20 protein-coding genes and 1 pseudogene are annotated in these 23132 nt (G+C 59.4%); 5 read left to right on the forward strand and 16 right to left on the reverse strand.

Annotated features, from left to right (window positions below):
• Positions 1-169: pseudogene (locus tag GGD46_RS34060) on the reverse strand (MarR family transcriptional regulator); the annotation flags it as partial.
• A 39-nt stretch (positions 170-208) separates the two neighbouring features.
• On the opposite strand from GGD46_RS34060, the gene GGD46_RS28345 reads away from it, so the two are divergent.
• Complete coding sequence (locus GGD46_RS28345) at positions 209-1324, forward strand: IS630 family transposase (protein ID WP_004119981.1); 1116 nt, start codon at positions 209-211, stop codon at positions 1322-1324.
• 17 nt (positions 1325-1341) lie between these two features.
• Positions 1342-2289 (forward strand): hypothetical protein, encoded by a 948-nt coding sequence (locus tag GGD46_RS28350; protein ID WP_240535456.1) that lies wholly within the window; start codon positions 1342-1344, stop codon positions 2287-2289.
• 613 nt (positions 2290-2902) lie between these two features.
• Here the strand turns inward: GGD46_RS28350 and ssuD are convergent.
• From ssuD to GGD46_RS28380, 6 genes are all read right to left on the reverse strand, one after another.
• Positions 2903-4072, reverse strand: coding sequence for an FMNH2-dependent alkanesulfonate monooxygenase (ssuD, locus tag GGD46_RS28355; protein WP_004119972.1), 1170 nt, complete (start codon positions 4070-4072; stop codon positions 2903-2905).
• Between the two features lie 213 nt (positions 4073-4285).
• A complete protein-coding gene (locus GGD46_RS34065; RefSeq protein ID WP_135488289.1) occupies positions 4286-4735 on the reverse strand; it encodes a hypothetical protein in 450 nt (149 codons plus the stop codon).
• Between the two features lie 586 nt (positions 4736-5321).
• Positions 5322-5465 carry an FAD/NAD(P)-binding protein gene (locus GGD46_RS34570; protein ID WP_157385366.1) on the reverse strand — a complete coding sequence of 48 codons (144 nt, stop codon included), beginning with the start codon at positions 5463-5465 and terminating at the stop codon, positions 5322-5324.
• Between the two features lie 64 nt (positions 5466-5529).
• Positions 5530-6792 (reverse strand): SfnB family sulfur acquisition oxidoreductase, encoded by a 1263-nt coding sequence (locus GGD46_RS28370; protein WP_004119965.1) that lies wholly within the window; start codon positions 6790-6792, stop codon positions 5530-5532.
• Positions 6793-6799: 7 nt separating this feature from the next.
• On the reverse strand, positions 6800-8068 hold the full coding sequence (locus GGD46_RS28375) for an SfnB family sulfur acquisition oxidoreductase (RefSeq protein ID WP_004119961.1): 1269 nt from the start codon (positions 8066-8068) through the stop codon (positions 6800-6802).
• A 27-nt stretch (positions 8069-8095) separates the two neighbouring features.
• Positions 8096-9505, reverse strand: a complete 1410-nt coding sequence (locus GGD46_RS28380; protein WP_004119959.1) for an LLM class flavin-dependent oxidoreductase — start codon at positions 9503-9505, stop codon at positions 8096-8098.
• 383 nt (positions 9506-9888) lie between these two features.
• Between GGD46_RS28380 and GGD46_RS28385 the strand changes: the two genes are divergently transcribed.
• The 3 genes from GGD46_RS28385 to GGD46_RS28395 all read left to right on the forward strand — a co-directional run bounded on the left by GGD46_RS28385 (position 9889) and on the right by GGD46_RS28395 (position 13097).
• Complete coding sequence (locus GGD46_RS28385; RefSeq protein ID WP_004119956.1) at positions 9889-11229, forward strand: ABC transporter substrate-binding protein; 1341 nt, start codon at positions 9889-9891, stop codon at positions 11227-11229.
• 114 nt (positions 11230-11343) lie between these two features.
• The gene (locus GGD46_RS28390) at positions 11344-12285 is read left to right on the forward strand and encodes a carbohydrate ABC transporter permease (RefSeq protein ID WP_015341969.1); all 942 of its coding nucleotides are present in this window, start codon (positions 11344-11346) and stop codon (positions 12283-12285) included.
• Positions 12282-13097: a carbohydrate ABC transporter permease gene (locus GGD46_RS28395; protein WP_004119950.1), complete on the forward strand. Its 816-nt coding sequence runs from the start codon at positions 12282-12284 to the stop codon at positions 13095-13097. Before GGD46_RS28390 ends, GGD46_RS28395 begins: the two co-directional genes overlap by 4 nt.
• Before the next feature lie 508 nt (positions 13098-13605).
• Here GGD46_RS28395 and GGD46_RS28400 read toward each other — a convergent pair.
• The 9 genes from GGD46_RS28400 to msuE form a co-directional block, all read right to left on the reverse strand.
• Positions 13606-13836, reverse strand: a complete 231-nt coding sequence (locus GGD46_RS28400; protein WP_004119948.1) for a response regulator transcription factor — start codon at positions 13834-13836, stop codon at positions 13606-13608.
• A gap of 688 nt (positions 13837-14524) precedes the next feature.
• Complete coding sequence (locus GGD46_RS28405) at positions 14525-15772, reverse strand: SfnB family sulfur acquisition oxidoreductase (protein WP_004119945.1); 1248 nt, start codon at positions 15770-15772, stop codon at positions 14525-14527.
• 32 nt (positions 15773-15804) lie between these two features.
• Positions 15805-16599, reverse strand: a complete 795-nt coding sequence (locus GGD46_RS28410; protein ID WP_004119942.1) for an ABC transporter ATP-binding protein — start codon at positions 16597-16599, stop codon at positions 15805-15807.
• An 89-nt stretch (positions 16600-16688) separates the two neighbouring features.
• Entirely contained in the window at positions 16689-18023 is a 1335-nt protein-coding gene (locus tag GGD46_RS28415; RefSeq protein WP_004119939.1) for an ABC transporter substrate-binding protein, read from the reverse strand.
• A 96-nt stretch (positions 18024-18119) separates the two neighbouring features.
• Entirely contained in the window at positions 18120-19163 is a 1044-nt protein-coding gene (locus GGD46_RS28420) for a branched-chain amino acid ABC transporter permease (protein WP_004119936.1), read from the reverse strand.
• A gap of 1 nt (position 19164) precedes the next feature.
• Positions 19165-20061, reverse strand: a complete 897-nt coding sequence (locus tag GGD46_RS28425; protein WP_004119933.1) for a branched-chain amino acid ABC transporter permease — start codon at positions 20059-20061, stop codon at positions 19165-19167.
• Positions 20061-20972: an ABC transporter ATP-binding protein gene (locus GGD46_RS28430; protein ID WP_004119930.1), complete on the reverse strand. Its 912-nt coding sequence runs from the start codon at positions 20970-20972 to the stop codon at positions 20061-20063. The genes GGD46_RS28425 and GGD46_RS28430 overlap by 1 nt, the downstream gene beginning before the upstream one ends.
• A gap of 122 nt (positions 20973-21094) precedes the next feature.
• Positions 21095-22204, reverse strand: coding sequence for a dimethylsulfone monooxygenase SfnG (sfnG, locus tag GGD46_RS28435; RefSeq protein WP_004119927.1), 1110 nt, complete (start codon positions 22202-22204; stop codon positions 21095-21097).
• 31 nt (positions 22205-22235) lie between these two features.
• Positions 22236-22811 (reverse strand): FMN reductase, encoded by a 576-nt coding sequence (gene msuE, locus GGD46_RS28440; protein WP_028755187.1) that lies wholly within the window; start codon positions 22809-22811, stop codon positions 22236-22238.
• Positions 22812-23132: the final 321 nt, after the last annotated feature.

Consider the following 23132-nt stretch of genomic DNA (forward strand, 5'->3'; position numbering starts at 1 on the left):
TCTGGTGTACAGACGGTGCGGTCACCTCAAAGTGGCGACGCATGTCCGCTTCTGCCGGGGAGCGTTTGAAGATCCTGGTATAGGCATAAATGAAGGCCAGGTATTGGCCCTGCAGCTGCGTGAACTGTGGCGCTCCGGCAGGAGGCTCTTTGCCAAACGTTTGATTCATTTGAGTTTAACCTGTGTTTCATCGCATCAGGAGGCTCAAATGAATATAAGATATCATGTGGAACTCAACCAGCTTGAACGTGAGCAACTGAACGCTCTTTTGAGCGGTGGCCGTCACTCGGCGCGCAGGCTCAAGCGTGCACAAATCCTGTTGGCGGCGAATGAGGGTGTGAGCGACGAGGTCATCGCTGCGACTTTGAATGTCAGCGGATCGACCATCTATCGCACCAAGCGCCGCCTGGTAGAGGCCAATCTCGAAGGCGCGTTGAGTGAGGAGCCACGGCCCGGCGTTGCCCGCAAACTATCAGCCAAGGAGGAAGCACTGCTGGTGGCGACGGCTTGCTCAACTCCGCCGCCCGGCCGGGCACGTTGGACGCTTGAGCTTCTGGCTGACGAGATGATCAAGCTGACCGATCACGCGCAGATCTCCTGCGAGACCGTGCGCCGAAGGCTTGGTGAAAATCATCTCAAGCCATGGCGAAAAGACATGTGGTGCATTCCCAAGGTCGACGGGGAATATGTCGCCCGAATGGAAGACGTCCTGGACCTGTATGCCGAAGCCCCAGACCCGCAAAGGCCGGTTGTCTGCTTTGACGAAAGCCCGGTCCAACTGATTGGCGAGGTGCGGGACCCCATTTCTGCAAAGCCGATGCAGCCCTTGCGCTACGATTGTGAATATCGCCGCAATGGCACCGTCAATCTTTTCGTTTTCTTGGACGCGCATCAGCCATGGCGGCGGGTGAAGGTCACCGATCGGCGCACCAACAAGGACTTCGCCGAGTGCATGCGCGAACTGGTCGACATTGACTATGCTGACGCAAAGACCATTCGTGTTGTTATGGACAATCTCTCTACCCATTCACCCGGCGCGCTATACGACGCGTTTCCTGCCGCCGAAGCCCGTCGTGTGCTCAAGCGGCTTGAATTCCACCACACGCCGAAACACGCAAGTTGGCTGAATATGGTCGAGATCGAGATTGGCGTTTTGAAAAGCCAATGCCTCGACCGCAGGATCGACGACAAACACAGGATGATTGCAGAGATCAATGCTTGGCAGCAGCAGAGAAACGCGCAAAGGGCACAAATCCAATGGATGTTCACCACCGAAAAAGCCCGTGAAAAACTCCACAAGGCCTATCCAGTCAAAGAGTCATAATCTCTGCGGAGGGGTACTTGAAGAAGCACGACCCGGTTGATCCGTCTCTGGCCGCGTCCGTCGAGGCCCTTTGCCGCGATGCACATAAGGATCACGACTGGAGGGCCGGCCGGGGTCCTCGCAGGCTCAGCAACCGAAAACTCGAGAACATCGAGCGGTGGCTGGAGTTGCCAATGCGCACCCCGCCATCCATTCCCCTCGAAGACGTCGATTGGGAAGTCGGTCCATGGCTGTCATCCTGGGAGATCTCGCTGCCGCCCGATCGGCCGCGTTATTTTCACCATGACAACTTATGCGGCAGAACCTGGCTGCTTTCGGGAGAGGAGCCATTAGGCGACATGGACGATGATGACGAGTTTCCAGCTTATGAAGAGCACGACAATACGGCGGAAATCGCCAAAAATCTGGTCGCCTGCTGGCCCAATCCGCCGAAAGAGATTGCGGCTACGGTCGGCGTTACCCTGCGACAACTCCAATGGTTTCTCTCGGAACGCTCCTCCCTGGACAGAACGGCCCGCTACGACCTTTCACGCCTGTTGGGCGTCGCGTATGACGAGCGGATGGGCGGCTACACTCCTTCGGGACCTTACGTCCTGATCGCCAGAAAAGCACAGGCGCTCGACGCGATCTATCAGGAGATTTCCGGCGCTGGTGATGCTTGTCCTTGTGAACTCGTTCCCGCGCAGGGAGAGGCAGATCCGAGCTGGCGATACGTCTTGATCAATGCATATGGAACGCCGCCGACCGTTGTCATGGCGCGCCGTGGCGAGGCAATCGCGGAGCGCCTTCCCGACCTGATCATGAACTACGAGGGCATTCGGCCGGTCTCCCCTACTTTTTACCGGGATGTGGTCACCACCTGCGCCCGCGCCTGCCAAACCCCTCAAGCGAATGTCCGGGAGATGACAGAATTCGCGAAACGGTATGAACGGCACTGGATTGATTGCGCGTGGCTACCGGATTGAATTTTCTGGTAGCACGTGAGCTCTGATGTTTGAGCGCGTTCGAACATACCAGCCTGGTTTCTTTGCACCCCTCCTTCCATAGGGAAAATGGAAGGTGCCGCTTTAACTCATCGTTTTCCGCGACCGTACAGCTCGATGTCAGCGACGGCGTCAGTCTTCCTTGCCTGGATGTTATCGCCATTTCCGTCAGCAAGGCGCTTTTGTGGCATACGGTCGAGGCCCGGTCTGGCAATCGAATCTACGACCTGGCCTGCCTTGGAGAAGAGGCAGCCCGGCTAGCGGCTGATCTCTACAGCTTCTTGAACCATCACCTCTTCGAATTGATCGGCTCAGACGTCGGTCATTTGAGCGAGGTGGACACGAGACTACAGTCTGTTGTCGAGGGTAGCCCGCAGGCAATATTTAGCGCAAGCCGACCTTTCCCATGCGATTTGGGGCGTTAGAGTCAATCACTCTTCTGAAACGGCCGTCTCCTCCTAAATAACGAGGTCTAATGAAAGATCCCAACGGGGCCCGTGGATCGACTTCTCCGCCCGCGTCGGTTTCTGGTTCGGCTCCCAGCGGCAGCCATTGTGCGCTCCTTCCAGACAGGAGGAGCTCGCCGGTAAATTCTTCAGGAGGCGGATGCGATCTTCACGTTTCCGCCATGTCCGCCTCCCCCAAAGACCCGGTGTTCGCCGAATGCGGAGCGGATCTGCCCATGAGGGCCGGGCAGGCCTATTTCGGGGAAGAGCAACTCGCAAACCCGGTAGGCTTCTTCCAGGTGCGGATAGCCGGAGGCGATGACGGTATCGATCCCGAGCTCCTGATATTCCCGGAGACGTTCCGCGATGGTCTTCGGAGATCCGACCAGTGCGGTCCCCGCACCCGTGCGGACGAGACCAATCCCCGCCCAGAGATTGGGAGAGACTTCGAGCTTTTCGCGGCGTCCCTGATGCAGGGCGACCATGCGCGCCTGGCCGACCGAATCCGAGCTCTTCGCGAACACTTCCTGCGCTGCGGCAATCGTTTCGTCGGAAAGCTTGGAAATCAGCCGGTCGGCCGCGGCCCAGGCCTCTTCATCGGTCTCGCGAACGATGAAGTGAAGACGGATGCCGAAGCTGACGTGCTTGCCCTTCGCCGCGGCGGCCTGGCGGACCTTGGCAATCTTCTCTGCCACTTGCGCCGGCGGTTCGCCCCAGGTCAGGTACTTGTCGGTGATACCGCCGGAAAACGCAATTGCAGCGTCGGACGATCCGCCGAAATAGAGCGGAGGGCGCGGTTCCTGTATAGGCGGCAGGCCAAGTCTCGCATCGATGGCCTTGATATACTTGCCGTCGAGGTTGGCCTTTCCGGTCTCGACCAGCGAGTTGAACACCTGGAAGAACTCGCCCGCATGATCGTAGCGTTCGTCATGCGGCAGGAAAATGCCGTCACCGGCGAGCTCCTGGGCACTGCCGCCGACCACGATGTTAATCAGCAGGCGGCCATTGGAAACGCGGTCGAGCGTCGCGGCAAGGCGCGCATAATAAGCCGGCGATGCCGTACCCGGCCGAATGGCCACCAGAAATTTCAGTCGCTCGGTATGGGCGGCGAGATCGGCGGCCAGAATGAAGGATTCTTCGCACGCCGCCCCCGTTGGGATAAGCACGCCGGAATATCCCAGCCGGTCGGCAGCCTTCGCGATTTCGCGGAAATAGGCGGGATCCGCCGGGCGGCTGAGATCGTCCGACCCCAGATACGCACCGTCACCGGACGAAGGGATGAACCAAAGAAAGTCGAGAGGCCTATCGATTACCGTCATTCCCATTCCTGTCAAAAGCGGCAGAACCGTTACAGATTTTCTCGATATTATTAAATTCTATAGTTTTCATAAGCAATTTTCTTCCAACTATCGTGCGGCTTTCGAAAAGATCGGTTCTCTTGCGGCGGTCTTAGTGACCGAAGTGATCAGTAAGTGTCTGTCTGATACGGTTCGCACCGAACACGGCGTGTTCGGTGACCTGGGGCAGACCCATCAGTTCACCAGAGGTTCCTCGGCCAAGGGGCCGGCAATGAGCACATTAGACACGGCTTCACTCCCTCGAGAGATCGAATGTGCTTTACCATTGCAGGCGATACCGAGCCACGTCGGGCAGGGCTGCAGGAGGCCGGCGACGCTAAGGTCGCGTAAAAAGTCCTGGCTCTCGAGAATAGCGCCATGCCCCGGCCCTGTTGTCACGACGATGGCCTCGACCATGATTTCCCGACTATCTCGCCTGTGCCGTTGTCGTAGGCTCACCTTGAAGCTGGAGCCGGTTCTCTCAACCGCCGCTACTGAAGCGGCGAGGATCTCAAGTTTGCCGCTGGAGAGCTCATCATTGATGACATCCTCCACCTGCGGCGGATGCGGAAGCGGTGGACGTCCCAGAACGGCCTGACATGGCGGGCGATCGGCCGGCGTTCGGCCATCGGCAAAGCGGCCCACACTTCTTGTCCCTGCAAGCGAACAGCATCGAGCACACAGTGCCAGGACAGTCCCTTGGCCTCAGCCTTCCTGTCCGCTGTGCGCACGTGCCGCAAGAGGCGGCTCGCCGTCATTGCGGGTTCCGTCACGAGATCGCCCAGCGCCTCCTGTCCGGCCGGCTGTGCCCGCGCGAACGAAGACCGCGCCGAGAGATGGATGATGTGGCCATAACGTCCGCGACGCTTCAGCGATGCCACGACGTCTGCCCGGTCCGTCCGTTCCCGATAATCAGCACATGGTCGGTCGCCGCGATGGGGCCAGCGCACCAGCGACCGTGACATCCATGACGAGTTTGCCGTCTCCGCGCAACGGCACGAGGACGTGGGCAAAGCCGGCGGCGGATGGCTGACGGCAAGGACCAGGAAATCGGCTCGAATCTCGGATCAGTCGGCAGCCTGCAAGCGATATTCCTGACCGTCTCGGCCAACTGTCTGGATTGTGGCTCGGCAGTGCACGATCCGACCCTCTGCGATCAAGGGGCGCAGTCGGGCAGCCACATAGTCACCGAAAACGGAACGCCAGGGATAAGGCAGGCCATCTCGACCGATCAGTCTTTCGTCGGCAACCTCGGTCGAACACTCTGCGAGCAGTTCAGGAAATCGTCGGGTCGCTCCGGAAAGAGTGTCATCTTACCTGCGGAGACGTTTATCCGGTGCGCAGGGTCGTTTGTACCATAGGCCAGACCCGTCACCGATATCAGAGCGCCAAGGCGATCTCATTCGGATCTCCACAGAATTCGATAGGTAATCTGAAAATCAGAGGGCGCCATGCCGCGGGGGCAGGATGCCATTCAGATAGAAGTTTCCGATATGGTGATATTTCCAGCGCACCGGATCATGCAGGGAATGCGTGCGGGCATTACGCCAAAAGCGGTCGAGCCCATAGCCTTCGAGCGTCGAGCGCGCACCACCGAACTCGATAAGCTTGGTGGCGGCAAGCTGTGCCACTTCCGTCCCGAGCGCCTTAACCTCCGCGACAGCAACGGATGCCTGCGCTACGCTCGCCGCCGTCGGTTCTGCGATGGCGCGGTCGATGATCCGCCCCGCCCTTTTGAGCAGCGCGTCGGCCGCATGCACTCTGATCGCGACGTCGCCGACGCCATGTATGGTGTGCGGATCCTCATAACCGTGCTCGATCGTCAGTTCAAAAAATGGCCGTGCATGGGCACGAACGTAGGAAATCGTCTCCGCGAGCGCCCCGCGCGCGATGCCGACTTGCACAGCAGCATGGATTATCTGCGCAAAAGGACCCATCGGCGTCGGCTGTTCGAAGCTTCCATCATGGTCAACGATCTGAAACGGCGCCACCTCGACGTCGTCGAAGGTGACGGTCCCGCTCCCTGTCGAACGCTGCCCGAAGGACGACCAGTCGTCGACGAAGCCGAGCCCCGGAGCAGCCCGGTCCATGAAGACCAAATGGACGCGGCCATTCGGTCCCTTCGCCACAGCGACGACGATATGGGCGAACAGTGAGCCGGTCGCGTAAAACTTCTGGCCGTTCAGATAGAGTTTTCCGTCGCGCTCGGCGAAATGCGTCTTAAAGTCGACCGGCGTCTTCGTGCCGATCTCTGTGAAGGCGTTGCCAAGACGGTCACCCTGCAGCACGCCCCGGAAATAGTGCTGCTTCTGCTCCTCGCTGCCGGTCAGTCGCAGCGCCTCTACCATGTAGAAATGATTTTGCGGGATCTGCCCGATTGAAGAGTCCGCAGCCGAGATGATGGCGGTGACCTCGGCCAGCGTCACCGCAGAGACGCCGGCGCCGCCATATTCCTTCGGGATGGTGATTGCCCAGAGACCGCTTTGCGAGAAGCGGTCGATCTCCGCAAGCGGAAGGCGTCGTTCGCGGTCGCGCTGAGCGGCACCGACCGCGAATTCAAGCGCAAGGTCCGTCGCGATCTGGATGGCCTCCGCATCATCGCGGATGACATGGGCCAGGCCCCCGCGCGCGGCTATGCGCGGCGCGGGACGGCCGGCGGTGAGCGCTGCATCCCGGTGCAGCTTGCGATCATTTGTGCTCATCTTGGGGTCAGTTCCAGGCGTGGCGCGGCGGGTGGACGCGGTTCAGATAATAATTGCCGACATGGTAGAACTTCCAGCGCACTGGATCATGCAGCGTATGGACGCGGGCATTGCGCCAGTGGCGGTCAAGTCCGTGCTCGGCGAGGGTCGAGCGGGTTCCTGCAAGTTCGAACAGCTTGTTCGTTGACAGGATCGCAATCTCCGTCGTCAGAACCTTGGACTCGCCTGTCTTGATCGTTGCTTCCGAGACCGTCTCCAGCGTCGGATTGGCGCGCGCCACATCGATGGCGTGCCCGGCGATCTCTAGCAGCGCTTCGGCCGCATGCAGCTTGATCTTCAGGTCGCCGATCTGGGCAATGGTGAAGAGGTCTTCGCCGGCGGTCGCCTTGCCGCTGTCGATCCAAGGCCGGCTATACTTGCTGACGAACTCGATCGTATCGTCGATCGTGCCCCGGGCGATGCCGACATCGATCGCCGACTGGATGATCTGCGAGACAGGGCCGCCGACTGTCGGATGGTCGAAAGAGGTGACCTTCAGCGCCCGAGCCTTAGGCACGCGCACGTTTTCGATCTTAACCGAACCCGACGCGGTGGTGCGCTGACCGAAGCTCGACCAGTTGTTGGTGACGGTGAGACCGGGGGCGTCGCGGTCGGCAAAGACGAGATAGCCCTGGCCAGTCTCGTCGACGCCGACGATCGGCACGATATGGGCAAGGAGCGCGCCAGTCGTGTAGAATTTCTCTCCGTTGACGACCACGTCGTCGCCATCATGAACGACCTTGGTCTCGAAATCGGCGACGGTCTTGCTCTTCAGTTCGGAGAAGGCGTTGCCGTAACGGATCCCTTCGAGCGCCCAGCCGAAGAACAGTTTCTTCTGCCCTTCCGTGCCGTCGAGATCGACGGTCGCGACGATCGCCAGATGGTTCTGAGTGATCTGCGCGATGGCCGGATCGGCCGCAGCGATGATGGCGATCACCTTTGCGAGCGTGGCATAGGAGACTTCCGGACCGCCATAAGCTTTCGGCACGTTGATGCTCCAGAGACCGCTTTGCGAATACGCGTCGAGCTCGGCGATCGGAAGCAGTCCCTCCCGGTCACGCAGCGCCGCCCCGACCTTGAAGCTCGCGGCCAGCTTCTCGGCTATCTGGATAGCCTCCTCTTCGCTCCTGATCACATGCGCCGGCTTGACCGGGCGCGGACGGGGCGACAATGGGTCTGTTGAATTGACGCGCGGATGGACGCTGTGATCAATCTTGGTCTCGGTGATGCTTCCCATAAGGAAAAACCTCGTCGGTTAAGGACCTCAGCTGGCATTGGCCAGCGTAATTGCCTGGTTGCGTTTGAAGGATTCGATGTCGCGGTAACGGTCGGCCGGATGGGCCTTGGGCAAATGGGGTCCCTCGCCGAACAGCTTCTCCCGCAGCGTTCCGGGGCGATAGCCGGTCGGATAGACCCCGCGCTTCTGTAGTTCCGGCACCAGATAGCCGACGATATCCTCAAAGGTCTCGGGAGTTACGGCATAGGCGAGGTTGAAGCCGTCAACGTCGGTCTCCTCAACCCAGGCCTGCAGCTCGTCGGCTATGGTGGAGGGCGATCCCACGACCACCGGTCCCATACCGCCGATACCGCCCCATTCGGCGAGCTCCCTGATCGTCCAGCGCTTATTCGGATCGCCTTCCGAAAGGCTCTCGATCGCCGAGTGGATGGCGTTGGTCTCGACCTTGCGCACGAGGTCGTCCGGTGCGTAGCGCGAAAAGTCGACGCCTGTCCAGCCGGACATGAAAACCAGCGAGCCATCATAGGAAACGTAATCGAGATAGTCGCGGAATTTGGCGCGCGCCTTCTCGTCGGTTTCGTCCACGATGACGGTCATCAGATTGTAGATGCGGAACTTCGACGCATCGCGCCCGACGGTCGCCGCCCGCAGCCGGACATCACGCACATAGTTCTTCAGAATGGTCCTGGTCTGTGCCGCAACGAAGACGCATTCTGCATGCTCCGCCGCGAATTGCTTGCCCGGCCCGGAAGCACCGGCCTGATAGAGCACCGGGGTACGCTGCGGCGACGGCTCGGTCAGGGCGTAGCCCGGCACTTCGAAGAAGCGGCCCTTATGGCCGATCTCGTGCACCTTCGACGGATCGGTAAAGATGCGTTTCTCGCGGTCGCGCAGTACGGCACCTTCTTCCCAGGAACCCTCAAGGAGCTTGTAGATGACCTCGAGATATTCGCTCGCCACTTCGTAGCGGTTATCATGCGCACGCAATCCGCCTTGTCCAATGTTCTTGGCACCGCTCTCCAGATAGGAGGTCACGATATTCCAGCCGACGCGCCCCTTTGTCAGGTGGTCGGCGGTGGCCAGACGCCGTGCGAAGGGATAGGGGTGCTCAAACGAGATCGAGGCGGTGATGCCGATGCCGAGATGTTCGGTGGCTAGCGCAATCGGGACCGCGAGTTGGATCGGATCATTAACCGGAATCTGCGCCGCCTGTTGGATGGCGTGGTAGTTGTTGCCCTTGTAGACGTCGTAGTAGCCGATCACGTCAGCGATGAAGATGCCATCGAAGACCCCCTTTTCGAGCGTCCTCGCAAGACCTTGCCAGTAGTCCAGATCCTTGTATTTCCAGGATCTGTCCCGGGGATGCGCCCAAAGCCCGGGCGACTGGTGACCCACGCAGTTCATGTCGAAGGCGTTGAAATGTATCTGCTTGGTCATTCCTCGATCCCATCCGAATTTCAGGCTTGGCCCCGAAGCATCCAGACACTGCACATATTTAACAGTTATTATATGTTTTTTATAGACTATTTCGTGGAATTTTTTTCTCGGAGTTTGATGGGCAGTGAATGGCTCTCGTCTCGGTTATCGCGCTGATCGGCCTTATTTGACAGCATCCGCTCGTGCGTCGCCACTTCGGCTCTAGCCGCTCGAAGCGTCGCGCCGAAAAGAAATTCTATGTTTTTTGTGTACTTTAAATTCCTGTTGGTTAACGGCAGGAGTTATCTGGCGAATGATCCCCCAAAGGCCGACGCGGGTGCCACACGGAATACCGCTCCGTGGTCATTCCTGCGGCCCGCACCATCGCAACCGAGGATCAATTCATGTCCGACCCCATCATCGACCAAGCATATCGCCGCCGCACGGTCTTGAAGACCATGCTGGCATCAGGAGCGCTTCCTCTTCTCTCATCGGGCGTCTTGTCCTCCGCCCTGGCCGCAGGCAATCGGTTCGCCGGACACACCCTCAATCTCCTGATCATTCAGCCGCATGTCGTCACAGGCAAGAAGATCTCCGAGGATTTCGAGAAGCTTACGGGTGCGAGGGTCAACGTAACCGCCGTTCCCTACGACCAGGTCAGCGTCAAGGCGACCCTCGACTTTCAATCTGGAGCCGGTGAATTCGACGTCATCGACTATTTCTATACCTACAAGGGCCAGTTGGCCGAGGACGGCGTGATCGAGGACGTCACTGACTTGATCGAGAAAGACAAGGCGGAAATCCAACCCGACGACTTCATCCAGACGATCTATGACCAGTACACGCTGCATGAAGGCCGTCGCTATGGCCTGCCTTATGACGGCGACAGCCACCTTCTGTTCTACAACAAGGAACTCTTCGATCGTTATGGCCTCAAGCCAGCAACGACCTGGGACGAATACAATGAAAACGCCAAGATCATCACCGACGCGGAATCCAAGAACGGTATCTACGGTGCTGCAGTCCTGGGCGCGAAGATCCCGGTGATCATCCTGTCGACCTATGCCAACCGCCTCACCGGCTTTGGCGGCAACTTCCTGAAAGCAGACGGCACCTCGGCCCTCGACAGCGCCGAAGCCGTGGAGGCGCTGAAGTCGCTCCTCGCATCCGCACCGCATGCATTGCCGACGCCGCTCGAGACGCGCTTCGAGGAAGGTCTACCCGCCTTCCTCAGCGGTAAGGCCGCCCAGATCGACTTTTGGACTGACCTCGGCGGCTACGCCCAGGATCCCAAGGGCTCGAAGATCGTCGACAAGTGGGGCGTCACCCGCATTCCAGTCGGTGGCGCCAACAAGACACCGCGTCTTGCCTTCAACGCCGGTTTCGGCTTCGCAATCACCAGCGGGTCGAAGAACAAGGACGTCGCCTGGGAACTGATCAAGCTCGCGACCAGCAAGGGCTACCACGAACAACTGCTCACGCTGACCGGCTCCGGTATCGATCCCGACCGTCACTCCGGCCTTAACTCCGAAAAGTTCAAGGCCTTCCAGCCGCTCGTCCAGCCGCTGCTGGCAGACGGTGCACTTGAAAACAGCCTCGCCTGGCCCACGGCCGTTTATGCCCCGAAGCTGGAAAACGCGCTGACCGATGAACTCTCCCTCGCCCTTGCCGGGACCAAAAGTGCCGAACAGGCGATCGCCGATGCCCATAAGTCCTGGACGAACATCATCGAAGCCAATGGCTGATCATTGAGCCCCGGCCCACCTGCGGACGTCGTACACCAGTCCCAAAGGCGTGGCTCGCGGCCGAGGGGGCACGCCTTTCCAGAGAAGAACGACGAAGACCACAGGCACGATGACATGACTGCGATCGATTTCCCCCCCGCTCGAAGACGCGCCGCCTCAACGACGGCAGATCACGGTATTTCGGCACACCGGGTCATCGGTTGGCTGTGGATCTCTCCGATCTTGCTCGGGCTCGCCTCGACCCTGGTCTATCCCACACTCTTCCTGGTGGCCCTTGCGCTCAGCAAAAGCACGCTCGGGAAACCCTTCCGCAGCTTTGTCGGATTGCGACATGTGCGGGACGTCCTCCAGGATCCGCTGTTTGTGACCTCTCTGACCAAGAGCATCGCCTATGCTTTCATCACGGCGAGTACCCAGCTGGCTATCGGCTTTTTGATCGCCTTGCTCTTCAGCCAGCTCCTGAAGGCCGGACGGTTCCTGGTAAGCCTGATCCTGCTGCCGCTCATGACGCCGCCGGTGATGGTGGGAGTCGCATGGAAGTTGATCCTCGCGCCGGCCGGAGGGCTCCTGAACGGGGTGCTCCTGAACCTTGGCATTGTCGACGCGCCCGTAAGCTTCCTGGGCGATCCTGTCTTTGCCTGGTTCGCGATCGCGGTTGCCGATGTCTGGCAATGGACGCCCTTCGTCGTCATCCTTAGCTTCGCCGCCCTTTCGACCATTCCCGAAGGCGTCCACGAGGCATCGATCATTGATGGAGCATCACCTCTGCAACGCTTCTGGCACATCACGCTTCCGCTCGTGGCGGCGCCGCTCTCCTCAATCTATCTCCTGAAGCTCATTCTCTCCTTCAAGGTCTTCGACCTCGTCTATGTCCTGACGTTCGGCGGTCCGGGCTTTGCCACTACGACGACCGGCTTCTCCATCTATCGCCGCGCATTGGAACAGTTCGATGTCGCCCGCGCCGCCGCCGAGACCCTGATCTATAGTCTGGTAATTGGCGCAGTGCTCTGGCCCGTCATCCGCATTCACCAGCATCTCGAGAGGAAAGACGCATGAAGATCAACCGCTCCGACATTCTGCTCGTTGCCGCGACCGCGCCGATCTTCATCTTCTTCACTCTGCCGATCGCGTATCTCATCTCGGTTTCTTTCAAGACCAAAGACGACGTGCTGAGCGGGCACTTCCTGCCGACAAGCCCGACGCTCGACAATTGGCCGGCCGCCTTCGAGGCTGCCTGTCTTTCAGGATTCATAGCCAACTCCGTTGCCGTATCGCTGCTCGCCGGCGCCCTGACGTTGCTGCTCACCCTCCCCGCCGCCTACGCCGTGCTGCGACTCGGCATCGGTGGCAAGTGGCTCGGTGATCTCACTCTGTCGAGCTACATGGCGCCACCGATCGTGGCTCTGATTCCCCTGTTCTATCTTCTCAAGGCAACCGGGCTCCTCAACACGCATGCCGGACTTGTGATGCTCTACGGCTTTGCCAATATTCCCGTCGCCTTCTGGCTTCTCACGCCTTTTCTCCGGCGCATGCCGCTGGAGATTGAACAGGCGGCAGCAGTCGACGGAGCCGGCCCCTTCCGGATCCTTGTCCATATCGTCGTGCCGATCATTGTGCCAGGCATCGTGGCGACGCTGATCATTGTCTCGGTCCTCGCCTATAACGAGTTCCTCTTTGCCTCCGCCTTCACCTTTTCCGACGAGACGCGCACGCTTCCCGTCGGCATCTCGCTCTTCCAGGGGGATCGGCTGGTCAATTTCGGACAGATGGCGGCTGCTTCTCTCGCGGGCATCGCACCAGTCTATCTGGTGGCACTCTTCCTGCAGCGTTATCTCGTTGCAGGTCTTGCCCATGGCGGCCTCAAATGACGACTGGACACGGTGCAAGCACGAGAATTCCGAGGAGTGGGCGGGATTGTTCCTCCGAGCCGTCACCCTCGCTAGAGAAGCTCGGGCGCATCCATACCCGCCTCAGTCTTATGACAAAGGGAGTGAACTGCTTCGTCGCCAGATCCGAGGCGAGCATCTCGCATGCGTACCGGCGTGTTCTTTTCGCATACCTAAACCGCTTCCCGTGACAGTGATCCGCCCCCCGCGCAAGATCTCTTATTTAGCTTCGAACGAGTTCAGCAATATTGACCTCAAGCCCAACTTGATAGCCGCAAGATAGTTTCATAAGTCGGGGAGACCTGCCCATTTCTCGATTCGATAAGGCAGAAGTTAATATACCCGCCCCCCGCCGGAGGGGGTTTAAGGCGAGCTCCGCCTGCGTTCTGAGCTTCTGACCTGCTGGTGCGATGGGAAGATATTTCTCGTTCATCGACCCTCTACTCGAATTCCGGTTAGTCCTGCACTTCCCGATGCGAATTACAGATTCCTAATGCCATCCAATGATTCCGAGCTCAACAGCTTTCAATGCAGCAGCCATTCTGCTGCTGCAGTTTAGCTTTCGCATGGCATTCCTAAGATGAAAATTTACCGTGTGCTCCGATATGCTCAATGTCTTCCCGATCGCCCACGATGATTTACCTTTCGCAGTCCATGCGAGGCATGCTTTTTCGCGGTTTGAGATGGCTGGATATTCCGTGTTCATGGCCGAGTTTTGCATCGTGCGGTTCCTAGGTGGAGTCTTGAGCCGGCGAGAGGTTCGGAAGGGACAATGCGCTTGTCACCGTGATCGATCCCAAAGCGAGACTCAAGAACCGTGCCAAATCGTCAACTGTGGCGCCAAATGCGCTAGAACCTCAGTGGCGGGGCCGGTAAGTGTCAATAAAAATCGGTTTCGATGGCGAGATGAGCAATCTCTGAACCGACTCACGACAGCGACTGTCGGTTGAACCGGCCGCCTGACCAAAGTACCCCCTTAAAAAGGAGAGCCTTTCGTGTCGAAGGGCCGGATGTCGCAGCGAAAGCGCTGGCGATCTCGCAACAGCCGGCGGCCGTCATCATTCATATCACCGCCGCCAAGCCTGACGGGGCAGCCGCCGGCAACTGTTTAGGCAAGCCGAGGTTGGCATGGAGCGTCTCTTCTCCGCCTTCGGTGCGGATACACGCCCCGCTCCTGCAAAAGCGGCACGACCTTTCCGACGAATTCGTCAAAGCCGCCAGGAGGTAAATGCGGCGCGAAGACGAATCCATGCGCGCCATCGGCTGCTCCGGCTTTTGATAATGCAGATCATATTGGCTTATTCGTCAACGCCTCCGACATATGTTTGGCAGAGGCCGCATTTGGTTCACTTTGCCACGAACCTTGAGGTCTCTCACGCCGTGACGGCGCAAGAGACTTTTGCGGATCGTCAACTCCACGCATGCAGCGGGGGATTTTCGCCATTCAGGAAATATCTTCCAAGAATGGCGTATTTCCAGCGCACGGGGTCATGGAGCGTATGGGTGCGCGCATTGCGCCAATGGCGATCGAGGTTGTGCTCGGCGAGTGTTGAGCGAGTGCCTGCGAGTTCGAACAGCTTGTTGGTCGCAGCAATCGCGATTTCGGTCGATAGGATCTTGGCCTCGGCCGTGACGATCTGCGCTTCGGCGACCGTCTCCGCATTGGGGTTCAGTACGGCGCGGTCGATTGCATAGCCGGCTTTTTCCAAAAGCGCTTGCGCGGCATGCAGGCGCAGCGTCAGGTCGCCGACGGCCTGGATTGTATAGGGATCCTCCCAGGCATGATCCTGGCCGCTATCCACCCATGCCCGGCTCTTGGTGCGCACGAAGGCGACCGTCTCGTCAATGGCGGCCTGTGCGATACCGGTGTCGACGGCAACCTGGATGATCTGGAAGATCGCACCATCTGCGCTCGGCACTTCATAGCCCTTGTATCCAGGCACGAGATGGGTCTTCGGCACCTTGACGTTGTCGAGCAGCACGGTGCCGGACAGCGTCGTGCGCTGCCCGAACGAGGACCAGTCATCGATGACGGTGAGCCCCCGCGCATCCCGCTCGGCAATCGCATACCAGGCCCGCCCTTCGTCATCGAGCGCGACGATCGGCACAAGATGCGCGAGCAGAGCGCCGGAGGAATAGAACTTGCGCCCGTTGACGACAACGTGGTCGCCGGCATCGCTGAAGCGCGTTTCGAAATCGACCGCCCGTTTGGAACCGAATTCCGAAAAAGCGTTGCCGAAACGGGTGCCTTTCAGCACCTCGGCAAACAGGAGTTTCTGCTGGGCGACATCCGATACAGTCCGGATGGCAGCGACGACCCCCAGATGGTTCTGGGCGATCTGACCGATCGATGAATCCGCCGCCGATATGATTTCGATGACCTTTGCAAGCGTGGCGTACGAAACCTCCGGGCCGCCGAAGGCCTTTGGCACATTGATCGACCATAGGCCGCTTTGCGAAAAGGCATCCAACTCGGCGACGGGCCAAATGCGTTCGCGATCGCGCTTGGCGGAGTCCTTCACGAATTCGGCCGCAAGCCGGCGGGCAACAGCGATTGCCTCGGCATCGTCCTTGATGACATGGGCGGGCTCAGCCGGACGAGGAACCGCCGGCACAGCCTTGACGGCATTTTCGGTATTGACCTGTGAGAGCGTCATGATGGATTCTCCTGGTTGACGATGGCGGCCGATCAGGCCTGTGGGAGGCTTGTTGTGGCGGGTATGGATGCCGGTGTGGATTTCTGACCGAGATAAAATGCCTTGACGTCGTCGCGTCCGCGCAACTCGGCCGCATCTCCCGAAAGCACTGCAGCGCCGTTTTCGAGGACTGTCGCGCGGTCGGCATAACGCAGGGCGATCGCCGAATTCTGTTCGGCAACGAGAATGGAAAGACCGCCTTCAACATTCAGCCGCCGCAACGTCCGGAAAATGTCCTGCACGACGATCGGCGCCAGCCCCATGGACGGTTCGTCGAGCACCAAAAGCTTTGGACGCGACATCAGCGCACGGCCGATCGCCGCCATTTGCTGTTCACCGCCCGAGGTAAGACCGGCCAGCGCGCGGCGCTTCTCCTTTAGTCGGGGAAAAATCGTGTATATTCTCTCCAGATCGGCGGCGATCTCGGAGCGCGAGCCGCTCCGTCCAAGGCCGCCGGAAACGAGATTTTCCTCGATGGTCAAATTGCGGAAGCAATGCCGGCCCTCAAGGACCTGCACGAGGCCGGCGCGCACCAATTCGGCCGGCGTTGCAGTGGTGACGTCGCGGCCCTCGTACAGGACGCCGCCGGCGGTAATCTCGCCGCGCTCGGCTGGAAGCAGGTTCGAAATCGCCTTGAGCGTCGTCGTCTTGCCGGCGCCATTGGCACCCAGCAGCGCCAGAATCTCGCCGCGGCGCAGTGTGAAGCTGACACCGTGAAGCGCCGTGATTGCTCCATTGTAGGTCGCTTTGATCCCGTCCACGCTCAGCAGAACGTCTTTTCCAGCCATGGTCCACCCAATCTCAGTGTGGTTTCGTATGCGAGCCGGGCACCGGCAGACAGCAGCAGGACCGCGCTGCCGATGCCCAGCCACCGGGCTCAGTTCGTCACGGCCTGTGCGTCTTCGGACGTGCGCAACTTGATGCCCTTTTCCTTGGCGTAGGCTTCCGAGGATTTCTCGATGATCGGCCGGAGCAGTGCCCAGTCCGGCGCAATCCAATCGGAGACGACGTTCCACTTCTTGCCGTCCCACTGCTGGAAGGTCACGTAGCCGTTGCCCTCGTGATTGTCCCAGGTGACGTTTATGGAATGGAACAGGCCCTTGGCGCCGAGCGCCTCGACGCGAGCCGGATCAAGCTGCAGGTGCTCGAAGCCCCAGCGGACCTCGTCGCCCGTCAGAGTCCGATGTCCGAACTTTTCCTGGGCAATACGGATCGCCTCGACGTTCAGGATACCGTTGACGATACCGAGATTATGATAGACGGAGCCGATGCGCTTCTTGTCTTCCAGATTGCCCTTGCCGTTGTCATAGAGCGTCTTCACGATCTCCTGGACGATCGGATATTCCGTGCCGGAGGCTTGGGTCGTGATGGCGGTATATCCCTTCGCGGCGTCGCCGGCCGGGATCACGTCCTCTTCCGAGTTCGACCAGACATTGCCGATGATATGGTCGGCAGGAAAGCCGGTCTTGGCCGCGGTTTTCAGGGCGACCGGGTTCATGACACCCCAGCCGCGCAGGACGACGTAATCCGGCTTGGCGCGGCGGATCGTCAGCCATTGCGCCTGTTGCTCATTGCCGGGATGCGGCACCTCGATCTGCTGCAGTTCGAAGCCATATTTCTGCGACAAGAGTTCATAGATCGGGATCGTTTCCTTGCCGTAGGGCGAGCCGTGATACAGCACGACGATCTTCTTGCCCTTCAGCTTGTCGAGACCGCCGAGCTTCGAGGCGATGTAGTTCACGATGCCCGAGGTCTCGCTATAGGGATTGAGCAGCAGCGGAAAGACATAGGGGAAAACGCGGCCATCAGTGGAATCCGTGCGACCATGGTTGATGGTGATCAACGGCACCTTGTCCTGCGTGATGCGGTCGATCATGGCATAGGCGATACCGACGGAAAGCGGGTTCCAGGCGGCAATATTCGGATTGCTCTTGAGACGCTCGTAGGCCTCGACGCCGCGTTCAACCTCGTATTGCGTTTCCGCTTCCGACCAGGTGAGCTTGACGCCGTTGACGCCGCCATTCCGCGTGTTGATGAGGTTCAGATAATCGATAAAACCACCGAAGAAACCTGTGCCGCCGGCCGCATAGGGCCCGACGCGATAGCTCTGCAGCGGGAAATATTGTTCATCGGCATGGGCGGCCGGTATCGCGGCCGAGACGGCTAGTCCAGCCGCAATGACAGCGGCCTTCAATTTCGCAAGCATGGTCATGTTTGGATACACTCCGGGTATTGTCCGGTGTGATGGCCGGAACTGGGTTGAATGAGCGATGGGTTTGATGTTTGCGGAGCTTGTGCCCCGGCTTGGTCAGGCCGGCCTGTCGATGGCAGAGCCCAACCGCCTTCGGATCTTGCCCCAAAGCGAGGAAAGCCCGTCCGGTTCCAGGATCAGAAACAGAATGATCAAGGCGCCGAGCACGATGCGCTGGCTCATGTCGAGCACGCCGGAATCGAAAACATCACCGAGCAGGAACGAGCCCAATCGAGATAGCACGAGCGGGAAGACGACGATCAGGGCGGCGCCGAGAAAGGCGCCCCGCGTCGAGGCAAGCCCGCCGATGATGATGATGAAAAGGATTTGGAACGATCGGTCGAGATTGAAGCCGGCCGGCTCGACGGTCCTCAGGTAAGCAAAGGCCCAAAGCGCTCCCGCAACCGCGATGATGAAAGAGGAGATCGCAAAGGCCAGCAACTTGGTTCTCAGTACGGGCACGCCGATGATGCGCGCCGCGATCTCATTGTCCCGAACGGCGATGAAGTTGCGCCCGGTTTGAGAGGTCGTCAGCCGATGCGCCAGGAAGGTCAGCACCACCACGATCGTAAGTGAAAAGAGATAGCGACCTGCCGGGCCCGTAAACTCGACGCCCGCAAGCGTCAGAGGCGGCGCATCAATGACCCCGGAGGCAGAGTCGTTTGAAAACCAGCTAAACTTGGTGAGAGCCCACTGCACGAAGAACTGCGCGGCGAGCGTCGACACCGCAAGATAAAAGCCCTTCAATCTGAGGCTCGGCAGGCCGAAGACGATGCCGATCACCGCCGCCATAAGGCCGGCCAGCAGGATGCTGACGATCAACGGCAGGCCATCGACGCGCAGATTGAAATTGTAAGCAGCAAAGGCACCGACGGCCATGAAGGCGGCGCTTCCGAGCGAGACCTGGCCTGCATAGCCGGTAAGCAGATTCAGCCCGACGCCGGCAAGGCTGAGCGCCAGGAACGGCAAAAGGATCGCCTCGAACAAATAGGTCGAACCGACAAAGGGAACCACGAGATAGGCGCCGGCAAGGATGGCAATCGGCGTCATCCAGCGGCTGAAAAGCCGTGTGGGATGATGATCGGTGGTAACGACGGCCATATCAGACCCTTTCCACGAGCTTTTGCCCAAACAGGCCGGAGGGGCGGATGAGCAGGAAGGCGAGTGCTGCGACATAGGCAATCCAACCTTCGATGCCGCCGCCGAAATATTCGCCGATATAGACTTCCGCGAGCTTCTCTGTCGCGCCGATTAGCAGGCCGCCGACGATCGCACCCAGAATGGAATCAAAGCCGCCAAGCACGAGAACGGGCAGCGCTTTCAGCACCACCAGCGACAGGGAGAACTGCACGCCGAGCCGCGCGCCCCATAGCAGGCCAGCCACCAGCGCCACGACACCGGCAGCCGCCCAGACCGTTGCCCAAATCCAGGGCAGTTTCAGTCCGACTGCAAGCGCAGCGAACTGATCGTCCGCTACAGCCCGGCATGCCAGCCCAATTCGGGTGTAGCGGAAGAAGGCGGACAGCGCCGCCACCATCGCAGCAGCGACTGCCGCCGCAAAAAGATCGAACTGGCTGATGAACACGCCGCCAATGTCGAATGGAACATCCTCGATCCCGAGCTCCAGACCGTGGACCTGCGTGCCCCAGATGAGTTGAGCCGCCCCCTCGATGATATAGGAGAGCCCGAGCGTCGCCATGAAAAGCGTAATCGGCGGCTTGTTGGTCAATGGTCGCAGCACGGTACGCTCGATGGCAATGCCGATCAGCACCATGACAGCGAATGTAATGACGAGCGCCAAGGCAAAGGGAACGCCACGCTCAAGAAGGCTGACAAAGGTCAGCGCGGCAAACAGCAACATTGCCCCTTGAGCGAAATTAAGCACGCCCGACGTCTTGTAGATCAGCACGAAACCGATTGCGACGAGCGAATACATAACGCCCGACAGCAGGCCGCCAACCAGCACTTCGATCAGAAACGGCCAGTCGAAATCTGCCATCAGATGCCCTCCCCATCCTCGTTTTCCGCAACGACGCCGAGATAGGCGTCGATGACGCGCTCGTCGGCACGAATTTCGTCCGGGCTGCCGTCGGCGATCTTGCGGCCGTAATCGAGGACCGCGATCCGGTCGGAAAGCTGCATGACCACGCCGATATCGTGTTCGATGAGGATCACCGTCGTGTCATACAGATCTCGGGCAGACCGGATGACGTCGGCCATGTCGTTCTTTTCGCTCGCCGTCATCCCCGCCATAGGCTCGTCTAGAAGCAGGATCTTCGGTTCCGCCACCAGGGCGCGGGCGAGCTCGACGCGTTTTTGCAGTCCGTAGGGCAGCGTGCCTACGAGACGATGGCTGACCTGGCCCAGATGCAGGAACTCGAGAATACGGGCCGCCCGCTCGCGTGCATCCGCCTCTTCGCGGCGCGCGCGGCCAAGCCCGAGGATCTGTTCGGCAAAGGTCGAGCACACGGTATAGGCTCGACCGGCGATGACGTTATCAGTGACACTCAAGCCCTTGAACAAGGCGAGGTTCTGGAACGTGCGCGCAACGCCAAGCGATGCCAATCGCTCCGTCGGCACATGACGATAGGTGTTGGAGCCGATACGAACATGGCCATGGTTCGAGCGATAGACACCGCTGATGACGTTGATCAGCGAACTCTTGCCTGCGCCATTTGGACCGATAATCGCCCGGATCTCCCCCGGCTCAACAGAAAGGTCTACATTGACCAAGGCAGCGACGCCACCGAATGACAGGCTGATGCCATGCAAAGAGAGAGCATGGGTCTCTTCGTCATGCTGCGGGATGCCGCCGGTCTTGCCCGGTGGCAACGCGCGGGCAATCTGGTCGCCGGAGTCCCGCAGCGTACCGGGATCCAGCACGTCAAGGGAATAGGTCGCGGCAGGCATTCAGTGTCCTCCATTCGGCTCGGGCGCGGCTTGAACATGGCACGCCAATCCCGTCGGCGTGGACCAATCGGCCCACGCACCCATCATGTTTCACTTTACGAGGTATTTTGCTGCAGCGAGGCCTATTCGGCCGCCACTGGCTGCGTGCTGGCGGCCTCTTCGAGCTCACGAACCAGCGGAATCACATGCTTGCCGAAATACTCGACCTCCTCCTGGAAATGCAGGAAGCCCAGCAGAATCAGATCCGCACCCGCCTGCTTCAGCGCCACAACCCGCTCGGCAACCTGCCGTGGCGTGCCGATGAGGTTCGAGCGGAAGCCATCATTATATTGAACGAGGTCTTCGAAAGAAGATTTCGCCCAGTTTCCTTCGCCTTCCGGCGACGCCTTGCCGGCGTTCTTAACTTCATGCCCGAAAGCATTGACCGCCTCGGGATTGGCCTTCTCGATGATCTCGGCAAGCACTGCCTTGGCTTCTTCCTCGGTTTCGCGCACGATTGCGAAGGCGTTCACCCCGATCCGCACTGAATGGCCATTCTCCTTGGCCTTCGATTGGATGTCGTCAACCTGCTTGCGGATCTCGGCCGGCGTATTGCCGTTGGTGAAGTACCAGTCCGACACACGCGCCGCCATGTCGCGAGCTGCGCGTGAGGAGCCGCCCTGGAAGATTTCCGGCTGCGGATCGATCGGCTTCGGCTTCAGCGAATAATTGTTGAAGCGATAGAAATCGCCGCGGAAGGTGAAATTATCCTCGGTCCAGATACCGCGAAGCGCACGGATGAACTCCTCCGAGCGGCGATAGCGCTCGTCATGATCAAGCCAGTGCTCGCCAATGGCGGCAAATTCACCGCGGAACCAGCCGCTGACAATATTGACTGCGACGCGCCCGTTGGTCAGGTGATTGATGGTGGCAATCTGCTTGGCGGCAACGGCCGGATTCCAAGGACCAGGCAGGATCGCTGCGATCACCTTCAATGTCGTCGTCGATTCAAGAAGGGCCTGACTGAACGAAACGGACTCATGCTGAAATTCCGCTCCATAGCCTGCCGTGAAACGGATCTGGCTTAGGGCATAGTCGAAACCGCTCGCTTCGGCGATCTGCGCAAGCTTTCTGTTGTATTCGATCGTCCAGCTTGTGCGCTGTTCGATATTCGAAATCACCAGTCCTCCCGAGACATTCGGCACCCAATAGGCAAATTTGACCGGATCGTTTGAGGCATTGGAAAAAGTCATGTAAGGCTCCCTCTGGAATTTCGTTCTATGGCTAAGCTGCCAATCCGCTGTGTTTTGCCGAGGCCGCGATCGCTCCGATGTCGAGCGCCGGCGTGATTTCAGAAACCTCTTCGACGGCTCGATCCACGCGCTCGAGGACGGCAGGATTCCTGAGCTCGTGATCGGTAAAGTCGGCCTCAAGCGCATAGATCGAGGTCGGGACGGTCAGCGCATTGAAGAAGCCGAAGAGCGGCCGCAATTGGTGCTCAAGCATCAGGCCATGCAACGGCGTGCCGCCGGTTGCGGCGAGGACGACGCGCTTGCCCGTCAGCGCTCGATGATCGACAAGGTCAAACAGATGCTTCAGCGCGCCGCTGTAGGACGCCCGATAAACGGGTGATCCGGCGATGATGATATCGGCTCCTTCCACCGCGGCAATGACCGCCCTGCCCTCGGTATCGAGCTGATCAGCTCTGAGCGCCCGAAAGAGCACCGGTGCTGCATCGACAAGCTCGATGCACTGCACGTGGCCACCAACGCGCTGCCGCAGGCGATCGGCGGCGACCTTCACCAAGGACGCCGTGCGGGACGGTCTTTTGACATTGCCACTCAGCGCGAGGATGTTCATGATGACCACGAGTCCCGATTGATTAGATAATTTACCCTATATATTTAGTAGCTTTTAGAAAGGCGAAGATGTTCTAATCTTCCGAGCAAAATGGATTGAATTACTGTTTTGAGCGATGGCTTATCGGAAGAATTTTCTCAAACGCAATCTGTCGTGCATGGCACGATGGGTGCTGAAGAACTGACGCCGAAGTGCGGGGACTGATCGACATACGAGCTCTGAGGGCAGTCATTTTCTTAAGCGCCTTACAAACTTTATATTGGCCGTTGATCGCCCGGCGTCCAACCCAGTGCACGCGTTGGGGAGGCCGATGGGGATTAT

The sequence above is a fragment of the Martinezella lusitana genome (genome assembly GCF_014207095.1).
In the GTDB taxonomy this organism is placed as follows: domain Bacteria; phylum Pseudomonadota; class Alphaproteobacteria; order Rhizobiales; family Rhizobiaceae; genus Rhizobium; species Rhizobium lusitanum_B.

Bases quoted from the DNA above. Each gene is read 5' to 3' on its own strand.
- GGD46_RS28345 (WP_004119981.1), top strand. From the start codon at position 209: ATGAATATAAGATATCATGTGGAACTCAACCAGCTTGAACGTGAGCAA.
- ssuD (WP_004119972.1), bottom strand. From the start codon at position 4,072: ATGACGGTAATCGATAGGCCTCTCGACTTTCTTTGGTTCATCCCTTCG.
- GGD46_RS28370 (WP_004119965.1), bottom strand. From the start codon at position 6,792: ATGAGCACAAATGATCGCAAGCTGCACCGGGATGCAGCGCTCACCGCC.
- GGD46_RS28375 (WP_004119961.1), bottom strand. From the start codon at position 8,068: ATGGGAAGCATCACCGAGACCAAGATTGATCACAGCGTCCATCCGCGC.
- GGD46_RS28380 (WP_004119959.1), bottom strand. From the start codon at position 9,505: ATGACCAAGCAGATACATTTCAACGCCTTCGACATGAACTGCGTGGGT.
- GGD46_RS28385 (WP_004119956.1), top strand. From the start codon at position 9,889: ATGTCCGACCCCATCATCGACCAAGCATATCGCCGCCGCACGGTCTTG.
- GGD46_RS28390 (WP_015341969.1), top strand. From the start codon at position 11,344: ATGACTGCGATCGATTTCCCCCCCGCTCGAAGACGCGCCGCCTCAACG.
- GGD46_RS28395 (WP_004119950.1), top strand. From the start codon at position 12,282: ATGAAGATCAACCGCTCCGACATTCTGCTCGTTGCCGCGACCGCGCCG.
- GGD46_RS28400 (WP_004119948.1), bottom strand. From the start codon at position 13,836: ATGCAAAACTCGGCCATGAACACGGAATATCCAGCCATCTCAAACCGC.
- GGD46_RS28405 (WP_004119945.1), bottom strand. From the start codon at position 15,772: ATGACGCTCTCACAGGTCAATACCGAAAATGCCGTCAAGGCTGTGCCG.
- GGD46_RS28410 (WP_004119942.1), bottom strand. From the start codon at position 16,599: ATGGCTGGAAAAGACGTTCTGCTGAGCGTGGACGGGATCAAAGCGACC.
- GGD46_RS28415 (WP_004119939.1), bottom strand. From the start codon at position 18,023: ATGACCATGCTTGCGAAATTGAAGGCCGCTGTCATTGCGGCTGGACTA.
- GGD46_RS28420 (WP_004119936.1), bottom strand. From the start codon at position 19,163: ATGGCCGTCGTTACCACCGATCATCATCCCACACGGCTTTTCAGCCGC.
- GGD46_RS28425 (WP_004119933.1), bottom strand. From the start codon at position 20,061: ATGGCAGATTTCGACTGGCCGTTTCTGATCGAAGTGCTGGTTGGCGGC.
- GGD46_RS28430 (WP_004119930.1), bottom strand. From the start codon at position 20,972: ATGCCTGCCGCGACCTATTCCCTTGACGTGCTGGATCCCGGTACGCTG.
- sfnG (WP_004119927.1), bottom strand. From the start codon at position 22,204: ATGACTTTTTCCAATGCCTCAAACGATCCGGTCAAATTTGCCTATTGG.
- msuE (WP_028755187.1), bottom strand. From the start codon at position 22,811: ATGAACATCCTCGCGCTGAGTGGCAATGTCAAAAGACCGTCCCGCACG.